This window comes from Paenibacillus sp. MT124 (assembly GCF_058792755.1).
Genome location: NZ_CM179500.1, coordinates 2518764 through 2530794 on the forward strand (window position 1 = coordinate 2518764; position 12031 = coordinate 2530794).

The 12031-nt window shown below is 45.5% G+C and carries 15 protein-coding genes; 14 read left to right on the forward strand and 1 reads right to left on the reverse strand.

From position 1 onward, the window contains the following. Positions 1-41: 41 nt before the first annotated feature. Positions 42-1319: an MFS transporter gene (locus AC3RCI_RS11725; protein ID WP_492529051.1), complete on the forward strand. Its 1278-nt coding sequence runs from the start codon at positions 42-44 to the stop codon at positions 1317-1319. Between the two features lie 108 nt (positions 1320-1427). Next, a complete protein-coding gene (locus AC3RCI_RS11730) occupies positions 1428-2072 on the forward strand; it encodes a helix-turn-helix domain-containing protein (RefSeq protein WP_492472387.1) in 645 nt (214 codons plus the stop codon). Between the two features lie 133 nt (positions 2073-2205). Here AC3RCI_RS11730 and AC3RCI_RS11735 read toward each other — a convergent pair whose 3' ends face one another. After that, on the reverse strand, positions 2206-2772 hold the full coding sequence (locus AC3RCI_RS11735; protein WP_153978078.1) for a TraR/DksA C4-type zinc finger protein: 567 nt from the start codon (positions 2770-2772) through the stop codon (positions 2206-2208). Positions 2773-3026: 254 nt separating this feature from the next. On the opposite strand from AC3RCI_RS11735, the gene AC3RCI_RS11740 reads away from it, so the two are divergent. From AC3RCI_RS11740 to AC3RCI_RS11795, 12 genes are all read left to right on the forward strand, one after another. After that, the gene (locus AC3RCI_RS11740; protein ID WP_095287646.1) at positions 3027-3404 is read left to right on the forward strand and encodes a DivIVA domain-containing protein; all 378 of its coding nucleotides are present in this window, start codon (positions 3027-3029) and stop codon (positions 3402-3404) included. A gap of 41 nt (positions 3405-3445) precedes the next feature. Then, entirely contained in the window at positions 3446-3880 is a 435-nt protein-coding gene (locus AC3RCI_RS11745; RefSeq protein WP_336779689.1) for an Rrf2 family transcriptional regulator, read from the forward strand. Between the two features lie 33 nt (positions 3881-3913). After that, complete coding sequence (locus AC3RCI_RS11750; RefSeq protein WP_127536183.1) at positions 3914-4411, forward strand: metallophosphoesterase family protein; 498 nt, start codon at positions 3914-3916, stop codon at positions 4409-4411. A gap of 267 nt (positions 4412-4678) precedes the next feature. Continuing rightward, complete coding sequence (locus AC3RCI_RS11755; RefSeq protein WP_492529053.1) at positions 4679-5569, forward strand: sugar phosphate isomerase/epimerase family protein; 891 nt, start codon at positions 4679-4681, stop codon at positions 5567-5569. Beyond that, the gene (locus AC3RCI_RS11760) at positions 5566-6738 is read left to right on the forward strand and encodes a Gfo/Idh/MocA family protein (RefSeq protein WP_492529055.1); all 1173 of its coding nucleotides are present in this window, start codon (positions 5566-5568) and stop codon (positions 6736-6738) included. The genes AC3RCI_RS11755 and AC3RCI_RS11760 overlap by 4 nt, the downstream gene beginning before the upstream one ends. 66 nt (positions 6739-6804) lie before the next feature. Further along, entirely contained in the window at positions 6805-7887 is a 1083-nt protein-coding gene (locus tag AC3RCI_RS11765; RefSeq protein ID WP_492529876.1) for a Gfo/Idh/MocA family protein, read from the forward strand. Between the two features lie 311 nt (positions 7888-8198). After that, positions 8199-8450 carry a hypothetical protein gene (locus tag AC3RCI_RS11770; RefSeq protein ID WP_492529057.1) on the forward strand — a complete coding sequence of 84 codons (252 nt, stop codon included), beginning with the start codon at positions 8199-8201 and terminating at the stop codon, positions 8448-8450. Positions 8451-8484: 34 nt separating this feature from the next. Continuing rightward, positions 8485-8982, forward strand: a complete 498-nt coding sequence (locus AC3RCI_RS11775; protein ID WP_492529059.1) for a GNAT family N-acetyltransferase — start codon at positions 8485-8487, stop codon at positions 8980-8982. 243 nt (positions 8983-9225) lie between these two features. Then, entirely contained in the window at positions 9226-9789 is a 564-nt protein-coding gene (locus tag AC3RCI_RS11780; protein ID WP_492529878.1) for a GNAT family N-acetyltransferase, read from the forward strand. 67 nt (positions 9790-9856) lie between these two features. After that, complete coding sequence (locus AC3RCI_RS11785) at positions 9857-10429, forward strand: rRNA adenine N-6-methyltransferase family protein (RefSeq protein WP_492529061.1); 573 nt, start codon at positions 9857-9859, stop codon at positions 10427-10429. A 236-nt stretch (positions 10430-10665) separates the two neighbouring features. Continuing rightward, positions 10666-11091 carry a GNAT family N-acetyltransferase gene (locus tag AC3RCI_RS11790; protein WP_492529063.1) on the forward strand — a complete coding sequence of 142 codons (426 nt, stop codon included), beginning with the start codon at positions 10666-10668 and terminating at the stop codon, positions 11089-11091. Positions 11092-11147: 56 nt separating this feature from the next. Then, a complete protein-coding gene (locus tag AC3RCI_RS11795; protein WP_492529880.1) occupies positions 11148-12029 on the forward strand; it encodes a class I SAM-dependent methyltransferase in 882 nt (293 codons plus the stop codon). The last annotated feature ends 2 nt before the right edge of the window (positions 12030-12031 follow it).

The following is a 12031-nucleotide window of genomic DNA, read 5'->3' on the forward strand; positions in this document are numbered from 1 at the left end:
TAACATTAAAATTATTTTAACGTTGAAGGGCGGAATGGATAATGAGCGAAGGCACAGCGGTAAATAAGCAAGGGATTGGTGAGCTAATACGAGTTAAACCTTATATGCAGTTTATGCTGGGGAAGATGGTAGCGAGGTTTGGTGATTCCATTGACTCCATTGCATATAGCTGGATGGTGTACATGTTGACAGGTTCCAAACTATTGATGGGTACGCTGCTCGCAGTCAACTTTCTGCCGAATATTCTGCTCGGCCTTTTTGCAGGAGCGGTCGTGGATCGCATGTCTCCCAAGACGGTCATCGTTCTGACGAATTCGGGCCGGGGACTGCTTGTAGGTATAACTGCTCTGTTATTTGGTTTGGGAGAACTGCACGTATGGCATTTGTTCGTCGTCACGATTCTGAATTCGTTGCTTGAATGCTTCTCATCACCTGCCGAAATGTCCAGTGTACCGCGATTGCTGCCGCAATCGATGCTGCTTTCCGGCAATGCTATGTCGTCGTCGGCTACTCGACTGGCTGAACTTGCCGGGCTTGCCGTAGCAGGTGCGCTCATTGCAACTGTCGGAATGACGTGGACGATTTTGATGGATGCTGGCCTATTTGCATTAAGTGCTGTGCTAATGAGCCGGGTTGTCTATCCATCCGATCCCGGTACGGAAGAAGTATCCGCGGAGAAGTCATCTTCCACAGATACTCCCAGAAGTTTGCTTTCTGAAATGGTCGAAGCCTTTCATTTCATGCGCAAACACGCCCTGCTGCTGATTACCTCCATTTTATTTGCCTTCGTTAACTTCTGCCTGATGCCCTTCAATGTTCTCCGAACTCCATATGTTATCGATATTCTGCAAGCTGGAGCATGGGGTTTAAGTTTGCTTAGCGGGTTAATGGTGGGAGGCATGGTGCTGAGTGGATTGTGGATGACTCACAGAGGCAGCAGCTATCGGAAGAGTGTATTGATTATTAGTGGAATCATCATGCTGGGTCTTAGTTATGCCATGACCGCGCTTCCTGCGTATATGTCAACTTATCAACTACCGCTTGCAGCTATGTTTTGCCTAATGATGGGGCTCGGCATACCATTAGCTACAACACCTCTTGCCTCATATCTAATGGAGGTTACGCCAGCCGGTATGCTCGGCAGGGTGTCTGCACTACAAAGTATGCTCTGTGTAAGTGCTGTACCGCTTGGAAGTCTGGTTGCGGGTGCTGCAGCAGAAGTGCTGTCCACGCCTGTCTTATTTATTGCTTTTGGCATTTTGCTTGCCATGTCAGCCATAGGGCTCCTGCTCAGCAAAACATTCCGGCGTTGTTTATAGCCTAATTCCTGTATCTTTCTGTAAGACCTGTTTTGACCGGGGACCGGACTGAACGGTATAATATGCATATATAAGGACAACAGGTACCCCGGAAATGAGGATACAGGTATGCAGCAGAAAGTACTGTCAACGATCGAGGAGATCAAGATCTACTCCGACCCGTATCGGATCCAGATCCTGAATATGTTTAATAAACAGGGAAGGCCTTCTACCGTGAAAGAAATAGCTGATAAGCTGGGAGAAGTGCCCGCGAAAGTACATTATCACGTGAAAAAGCTGGAGAAGATCGGTTTGCTTACCATCGTATCCACACGAGAGATTAATGGAATCATTGCCAAATACTACGAACCCTTTCAGGGAGAAATTCATCTTCGTCATGAAGATGAGGACCACTCGCCGCTGAAGCAGGTTTTTCGTTCAGAGACGCTTAAACTGTTAAATGAAATGTACGAACAGAGCCGCCAGATGTTTATGAAACAGGCGGAGCATGGTGAGAACATGTTTGGACAAATCTCGGACATGACGTTATATGCGAGCCGTGAGGAAGTAGAGAAGCTGTACAGGGATATCACGAAAATGTGTGAGCCTTATACGAAGCGGAATGAACAGAAGGAAGATCAGGAGGTTTTTCAGCTGTTTACCACGTTGTCCCAACATGTGGATGAACCGACTGGAGCACAGAAAAGTAAAGTCCCACCTCATCAGCCGGGAGATCAGAGTTCCGATTCGAATGACAATGCAAAGGAAAGTTGATCTAGGGAGACCGATGCGACAACAAAGAAAAGGCCGCCTGAAGGCGGCTTTTTGATGTGTGATGAGGACCAATGATGACTGCTCAACCGTACCTTATATTCATGGAGAGAGAGGCCGGCAATCATTGTCAGAACTACATGTTCTCATCGTAGTCTCGAACTTCACGTTTGGCTGCGGTAGCTGGCGAATTGGATGTACCGTAATCCTCAACAGCTTCCCAGGCTTCGGCATGATCAAACTTGCCGGCATTCCGCTGTCTGACCTCACCGGCACCACTTGGGGGCATGGTCATCACCTGCTCTTCCACAGGGCGGTCATTGCTGAGCTCACGGTTCGGTGTATCGTCAATACAGTAGGCCGTGTATGGAATGGCCTGAAGCCTCTCAAACGGAATATCCTGTCCACAAGTGACACATGTTCCGTAAGTTCCTTTTTCCATACGCTCCAGGGCATCGATCACCTGGTTAAATTCATCTGTTAATGTATCGTCTACGGCCAGATCACGACTGCGTTCAAACGTCTCCGTCCCCGCATCAGCCGGGTGGTTATCGTATGATGACAGCTCGCCTGTAGAATCTTTGAGCGACGCAGTTGGAGCACCATCTTCCATGTTGGATTCAAAATGACGCTGCAGATTATCCCGCTGCTCCAGAAGGGCGCTCTTAAGTTCCTGAAGTTGATCTTTGGTTAATGTACTCATAACGACATGCTCCTTTCCCGCTTTAGGGGTGTGTAGTCTGTCCTTACCCGATTTTGGCGGTTTACAATCATTTTTGCGTCTTTGAAGAGGCGTTTGATTTTATATCTGGCCGATAATGTGTTATAAAAAATAGAGAGAGAAACTGCCGCGATTTCCCCGTGAAGTCGTATTGCACCGTGCTCCTTGAAGAGACGGTCCCGGCTGCTTTTGAACATACGTCGATAGACGTTTTTCTTATAATGGAGGTTGTCAAGATGGATGAACATATGAAACGAAGATTGGATAAACAGAGACAATTGTTTAAACAACTGGGCGTACAGCTCGATGCCTTATCAATTCATGAAAAACAATTCAATTATAAGCTCCGTGGCTATGATCCGGATGAAGTCGATGCATATCTTGACCTGGTCATCAAGGATTACGAACGCTTTTATGCCAATATTGCTGATCTGATGGATAAATGGCAGGAGCAGCAGCTCACCATTCGGGATCTTAAGTCGACGGCCAGACCCGTGGATGATCCGACGAAAATCGATCGCAAACAGCTGGATGATATTGTGAAGCAGCTGGAATACAGCGTGCGGCAGTTGAAAATCAAGGCACGTCCGGAACAGAGTCTGTTCCCTGAATAGATTGAAGCACCAGGATTATATTACGTTAAAGGTGGTTAATCATGAGTACACATTTTTCGGTCAGTGTGCATTGTTTGTTGTTGTTGTCCTTCAGCGCGCCTGAACGAATCACTTCCGCAATGATTGCAGGAAGCGTCAACACCAACCCTGTTGTCGTACGACGTATTTTGGGCGGACTGAAAAAGGCAGGTCTGGTCGATTCCTCTCCCGGAACGAGAGGTTTTTATCTCGCCAAGCCGGCTAGTGAAATTACCTTGGCCATGATCTATCAGGCTGCCAAGGACGAAGGTCCGCTATTTCCGATTCATGGCAATTGCAACCCCAATTGTGATGTTGGTCTTCGCATAGACAGTCTGCTGACGAATCTGTATCAGGTGGCAGAGGCAAAAGTCGAACAGTTCTTCGCATCCATTACGCTTGAAGATATGGAACGTTCCTGCTCACAGATGGAGACTGTGCCTCCTTCTGCTGATTAGGGTATCGTCTGAACCAGGGAGGTGTGCTTGGATATGAAAATAATCGTGATCTCGGATACGCATTTGCCCAAAAGAGCTAAGCAGCTGCCGGAGCCATTGCTCCAAGCTCTGCCGGAGGCTGACCTCATATTACATGCAGGCGACTGGTCGGATTGGAGTGTATACAAGCTGTTAAGCGAGTATGCTCCCGTTGCAGGCGTAGCAGGCAATACGGATCCGCCGGAAATTGGCAAGAAGCTGGGCTTTTCCCGCATCGTGGAGGCGGACGGTTTGCGTCTAGGTCTGGTTCATGGCCACCAGGGATCGAAAACGACTGAGCAGAATGCCATTCATACATTTGCCGGTCAGCAGGTAGATGCCATCATATTTGGCCACTCGCACATTCCCTTGATGCATACCGTCAACGATGTGCTAATATTCAATCCGGGTTCACCGACGGATCGGCGCCGCCAGCCGCAGTATTCGTTTGGAATCATGACGACTCGTCTTGGAAAATTGCATGCTGAGCATGTGTTTTTTGATCGAAAATAAGTAACGACTAAATTAATGAAATAACTTATGACATCCCCATTCAGAATGAACATCTGAACAGGGATGTTTTTTGCGTAGGAATATACCCTGGAGAAGTATGGTGACATCCACCGCAGCCAAGTTACAGTTATCCCTGAATGGGGAATGTTGCCTCACGTTTATCTCTAATTCATCTGTTGGAGCAGAACACTATTTGTGCATATGCAGGAATGATACAATTCGTTTATCCAATAAATTTGAATACGTTTACATAAGGAGATGACCAAGATGAAACTGTCTGTATTTACTGTAGCGACGCCTGACCTGAACGCAGAAGAACTGGCTGCAGCGGCAGCATCAGCAGGTATCGACGGAATCGAGTGGAGGTTCCGCGGAATACCGGAAGACGCACGTACGGAGGAACCATCTTTTTGGAGGCATAATCGGAGTTCAATCGATCCGGCCAAATGGGAGGAACAGGTCCCTGATTTTCGTGAAGCCACTGCAAAACACGGTCGACGTTCCATTGCACTAGTACCGTATCTGAGCTGTGGAGATCTTCAAGCGACCGAGCAGGCGTTTCAGGCAGCTGCTGATCTGGGTGCGTCCATGATGCGTGTAGGTGTGCCGGGATATGACCGTAAAACCAGTTATCCGGAGCTGTACAGCAGAGCAGTTAGGTATTTATCCGAAGTGCAGGAGATGGCTCAGCAGTATCACGTCAAAGCCGTGGTAGAGACGCATCACCAAACGATCGCTCCAACCGCTTCACTGGCCTACCGACTGGTGCAGTCGCTGGATGCCCAGCATGTTGGCGTGTTGTATGATCCAGGCAACATGGTACACGAAGGATATGAAAATTATCGAATGGGACTGGAACTATTGGGTCCTTACCTTGCCCACGTCCATGTGAAGAATGCAGCTTGGTACAAGGAGGAACAAAGCGGAGAGAGTGCAGGGAGTTCTGTATCCGCGAAATGGAGATGTCATTGGTCACCGTTGACTGAAGGTATCGTGGATTGGATGCAAGTGTTCCGTGACCTGAAATCAGTGGGATATGACGGATACTACGGTATTGAAGATTTCAGTGGAGAGTTTAATTCTCAGGCGATGTTACAGCATTTTGCTAAGGTATTTGGCGAAATTGAGCGTCGTGTGGAAGAGGAGGTACAGGTATGAGTTTGATTCGAGTAGCCGTCATTGGTATTGGAAACATGGGTGCCGCACATGCCAGAACGCTGATTGCCGGAGATGTGCCTGGTGCGGAGTTGGTAGCCGTATGTGATGTCCGAAAGGAAATGGAGAGTTGGGTGGCCAGTAATTTCCCGGCTTCGGTCAGTTACTGGCAGGATGCAGAGCAGATGATGGCATCCGGCACCATTGATGCGGTCATTATTGCAACACCTCATTATGATCACCCCGAACAGGCCATTCAGGCTTTTCAACATGGTCTGCATGTCATGATCGAGAAACCAGCCGGTGTTTACACCAAACAGGTGCGCAAGATGAACGAAGCTGCTGCAGCCAGCGGCAAGGTGTTTTCCATGATGTACAATCAGCGGACGAATCCTCTGTATATCAAACTGAGAGATCTTATTGCTTCAGGAGAACTGGGGGAAGTAAGACGCACGAACTGGATCATCACGAATTGGTACCGATCCCAGAGTTACTATGACTCCGGCGGTTGGCGGGCAACCTGGGTAGGTGAAGGAGGTGGCGTGCTGATCAATCAGGATCCTCACCAGCTTGATTTGTGGCAGTGGACCATCGGCATGATGCCTGTACGAATGCGTGCATTTTGTTCGTTCGGAAAGTACCGGGATATTGAAGTGGAAGACGATGTGACAGCTTATGTGGAGTACGCAAACGGAGCAACAGGCGTATTCGTAACTACTACGGGTGAAGCTCCCGGTACCAACCGATTCGAGGTTAACGGAGACCGCGGTAAAATCGTGATTGAAGATGGTCAGCTGACATTCTGGCGCCTTCGGGAGTCCGAGCCAGAATTCAATAAACGGTTTACCGGAGGTTTTGGACAGCCGGAATGCTGGAAGTGTGAAGTTCCGATTACGGGTACTGAATCCGGCCACCCAGGACTGATTCGTAACTGGATTGACGCCATCCGAACAGGTGCCACGCTCATTGCTCCAGGAGAAGAAGGTATACACGGATTAACCTTGTCTAATGCGATGCTTCTCTCGACCTGGACGGACAATTGGGTTGAGCTGCCCATCGATGAAGAGTTATTTTATGAACATTTGCAGGAGCGTATTGCCAGCTCGAACACCAAGAAAGACAAAAGTTCCAGCAGCAGCCAGCCTGCGGATCTGACGCAAACATTTAAGTAGGCCTGTTATATCAAGCATTGTACTTGAATCGAATGAAAAGGTGGAGATAACGTGGCTAAAGATGGAATGTTTTATGCACCCAAAAGTGTGAAAAAAGAGGTTGTATGCGGTCCTGGTGAGTTTACTATTGCTGCCGTAGCACTCGATCATGGGCACATCTATGGTATGGTTGGAGGTTTGTTGGAGGCAGGGGCAACGCTCAAATGGGTGTATGATCCGGATCCTGCCAAAGTGGAGGCATTTCGCAAACAGTTTCCACAAGCACAGGCCGCAGCTTCGGAAGAACAAGTGCTGGCAGATGATCAGGTGCAGTTGGTGGCCGGAGCCGCCATTACTTCGGAACGTGCGCCACTAGGCATGAGGGTTTTGGCGTCAGGCAAGGATTATTTTACGGACAAAGCCCCATTCACTACATTGGACCAATTATCTAGAGCAAGGGAAGAAGTTAAACGGACCGGGAAGAAATACATGGTTTATTATAGTGAGCGCCTGCATGTCGAAAGTGCAATCTATGCCGGGCAGCTGATTGAGCAAGGAGCCATCGGTAAGGTTGTGCAAGTGATGGGCACAGGACCGCATCGATTGAATGCTCCAGGACGGCCTGAGTGGTTTTTCCAGCATGATAAATATGGCGGCATCCTCTGTGACATTGGAAGTCATCAGATTGAACAGTTTCTCACGTTCGCTTCATGCACGGATGCGGAAGTGGCGTTCAGCCGGGTGCATAACTTCCATCATCCACAATTCCCTGAACTGGAGGACTTCGGCGAAGCGTCTCTCATTGGAAACAATGGGGCTTCCGGTTACTTCCGGGTAGACTGGTTCACACCGGACGGTCTCGGGACATGGGGAGATGGGCGTACTGTCATCTTGGGAACTGACGGGTACATTGAATTGCGGAAATATATCGACGTCGCGAGAGAGCCGATGGGGGATCAGGTCTATCTGGTTAACCATGAAGGTGAATACCGTTACAGTGTCAAAGGACAGGTCGGCTATCCGTTCTTCGGAGATCTCATCCGGGATTGTCTGGAGCGGACGGAGACAGCTATGACACAGGAACATGCATTTAAAGCTGCAGAGCTTTGCCTGATTGCGCAGCATAAAGCCATGAGTGAAAGAGTTGTCTGGAGCACCGGCGCGAAGTAAACGTTATTCAAGTGAATCAATAGTTCATGAGTTATTTTCAATGTGGAGAGGGCAGCCTGCAGCCAGGTTGCCTTTTTTTATTAGATGGCTTCGCAAATGGCATTATATGGGTTATCATGGATGAAGTTGGTGAGTTGAAATAATAGTAAATATGATTACATAGATTTGAAGGATATTTTTTAGAATTGAGAATCGGTGGTAAATCAATCACAAGGGGGGATTTTTATGAAATTTATCGTCTCTGCAAGTGTAATCGTCCTTAATGAAAATAACGAGATTATGTCGAATTTGCTGAATAGGAGAGCTAACTTATGAGTAATACGAATAAGATACTAGGTGCGGCGCTGATGTTGGGAAGTGTAGGCTTGGCAACCATAGAGCGAATCTCCGTAAAGTTATCTGCAGCGATTGTGGAAGCAGGTTATGCGTCCGGTGGCAATCCAAGAGAGATCGTATCAATGAATGACAATGGTTCAGGCTTGCTTGTTTACTTCCTGTTTTTTATCGGATTTGTGCTGCTCGTTTCCGGCTTTCCGGGAAGTTATCGGAGGAGAGATAAATAGGTGTCAAAATGTGAATTGGAAGAAGGGTGACCACATGATTACATATCGATTTGTTACGAATGAGGATATCCCTCATATCCAAACCATTGCTCGTGATACGTGGATGTTCACTTATGGGGACATATACTCCAAAGATTACATTCATAACTTTCTAAGTGTTGCTTATTCGACTGAGAACTTAAGTCGTTCTGTAGAGAGAGACCAGCAAAGTTCCAAACGAAAGTTTTTGATAGCAGAATATAACAACATCATCGCCGGATTTGCCCAAACAACTCAAGTTCATGAAGAAGAGTATGAATTAACCCGAATCTATATATGGCCAGAATATCACAAGCTGGGAATTGGAACAGGCTTCATTCGGAGATATATTCAGGTGTTAGCACCGATAAAGCAACTGTTTGCCTGGGTAGCGAAAGACAATGATATAGGAAGAGGGTTCTATGAGAAGTGTGGATTTAAAGAAACAGAAGAGAAGGTTGAACTAATCGGAGGAAATACCAAAAAACAGCTTAAATATGAAATGGAATTATAGATGTTAAAGCTGGATTCTCATGAACGTAATAGAGTTACAGACAATGAAGTAATGAAATGGATTAAAAAGAAGGGTGATTAATATTGTTAGATTATACGAACACCACTACACAATTAACTGAACACAACCTGGATACCGTCGTTATACCCGTAGGTGCAACAGAGCAGTTCGGCCCTTATCTGATTTACTGATAGGCATAGGACTAATACATCGAAAAAGAATAGGAGTTAAAACTCTATGATCATTAGTGAAACCATGGTGTTAAATCATAAAGTTCTAATAAGGGAGATAGAGCCCGAAGATATCCCTGAGCTTTACGAGCTGATATATGAAGAGGAACAACCGGAATGGAAAAAGTGGGACGCTCCTTATTTTCCATTGGAGCATGTCAGTTATACTGTTTTTCAAGAATATACGAGTAAGGAAATGCTAAAAGACATTGAGCCCTCTCACAGAATGATTATTCAAATTAATGATGAGATCGTGGGCACAGTGAATTATTATTGGGAGCACAAACCGTCCAATTGGATGGAAGTGGGGATCGTCATATATAAACCTGAGTATTGGAATGGTGGATATGGAACGGCTGTTTTGAAGATGTGGATCGACTATTTGTTCAATAAGCTACCTATAGTCCGAGTAGGATTAACAACTTGGTCAGGAAATGAAAGAATGATGAAGGTCGCAGAGAAACTGGGTATGCAGCTGGAAGGAAGACTTCGGAAGTGCCGCCTCTACAATAATACATACTATGATTCGATCCGTATGGGATTATTAAGAGAGGAATGGATGACCCAACAATTTTGATTATACTTGCCATTCACTTCAGTTCATTTAGATGAATACTAAATTAGAACCGTAGGAGGTTATTGAATTGGAGAATAAAGAGACGTTTAATTCAATTGCAAATGAATATGAAAAATATAGACCTACCTACCCAAATGAAATGTATAACGATATATTTGATTATTCAAATCTGGATAGAGAAGATAAAATTCTGGAGATTGGTTGTGGGACAGGCCAAGCCACGGGAGGAATGATCGAAAGAGATTACAAACAAATTACCTGTATTGAATATGGTGACAGATTGGCCCAGTTCACTGCAGAGAAATTTAAATCCTACGAAACGATCAAGGTGATTCATAGCTCGTTTGAAGAATGGAGCGGTGAAGGGGGTCCTTTCAAGTTAGCCATTTCAGGCACAGCATTTCATTTTATCGAACCCAAGTTTGGTTATCGTAAAGTATGGGAACTTCTTGAGAGTTCGGGTTCCATTGCCTTTTTTGGACCATACATGTGCCCATGTTTGATGAGCTCCATAACGAAATACGATCTCACTATAAAGAACTTGCACCACATTTGGACGATTCAACGTTCCAAACCCCCGAAGAAACCATCGAAGAAAGAAGAGCAATCACGGAAGAGACAGGAATCTTCACCAATGTAATGGTGCGAGAATATACTGAAATTCTTACATATTCAAGCGGCGACTACGTTGCATTACTTAACACGAATTCGAAGCATAGACAGCTTCCCTATAAACCAAAAGATATCTTATTAAATAAGATTAAAAATTCAATTGATAGATCAGGCGGAACCATTTATAAAGAACACAGAGTGGCATTATTTTTAGGGAGAAAATTTTCGTAGGAAGAACGAAACATATCCGGAGGAGATGGGTCAATGGATTTCGTATATGGAGAATATCTTATTAGTGATAACCAAGAAAAGATCGACCTTCCTACGGTAAAAAGCTTTCTTGCAAGAAGCTACTGGGCGAACAGGCGCTCAGAAGAAATCATTGAGAAATCCATCAGTGCTTCCATATGTTATGGAATCTACAAAGCGGAGATCCAAGTGGGATTTGCGAGGGTGGTAACCGATGAGGCTACCATGTTCTGGCTTTGTGATGTTTTTATCCATGAGGATTATCGGGGACAGGGCCTGGGGAAGAAACTCATTGAAGTAATTACACAGTCGGACCGCTTCAAAAATGTAATGGGACTACTCGGAACATTAGATGCACATGAACTATACGAACAGTATCAATTCCATAGAAACCAGGATCGATTCATGGTAAGACTTCCAGATGATTTGAGGGAACGGTAAATAACGATATATCAGTAGATCTATAAAAAACGTACAAAGGGAGGGAGCATGGAATGATGTCTGAATACTATTGGGACAACAAAATTGAATATCTGAGGTATACGCGGGGGCTCTATTATAATGATGATTACCTGCAATTTCTTGTACAGTGCGTGTGGAAAATCACCAATCCTGTAAGCATTATTGATTATGGTTGCGGGTTCGGATATCTAGGTCTTAAACTCCTTCCATTGTTGCCTGAAGGTTCAAGCTATACGGGGGTGGACAAGGGGGAGGAATTGATAAAAGAAGCGAGAGAGATGTTCTCAAACGTTCCATTTCAGACTGAGTTTATATCAGGGGACATAGAACAATTAGACGTAGAAGAGAAGTATGACATTGCCGTGAGTCATGCTTTTTTATTACATATGAATAACTCAGAAGTGATCCTACAGAAGATGATTGATAGTGTGAAGGATCAAGGAAAGGTCATCTGTTTCGAACCACATTGGATTGGTAATATGGCGAACTGTCATCTGGATGGTGTTGAACAAAGCCAAATAGTGAAGTTAGGCGTCCTGCAAAAGCTATTTGAGAACGACTACAGACGTACAGGTAAGGATGGGAACATTGGGATAAGGTTGCCTATACGAATGAGTCAATTGGGTTTACAGAACGTGGAGTGCAGGATGAGTGATAAGGTTAACTTTTTGGATCAGAACATGGATATGGACAGCAAAAGCGCTTTGTTTGGTTCATTGAGAGAAGAAGGTTTTGGCCAGGAACCTGATGATTCCGATGAGAGCTTAGACAACTTAGTGAATAGAGAATTACAGCCAGAGGAAGCACGCGAGCAATATGAAGCTGAATTAACGTTTTCCAAGAGATTCAATCAGGAGTCCTGGCTAACGTATGCACCAAGTATGAAAATTTCGTTCGGAACGGTCCAAAGAGCGTAATT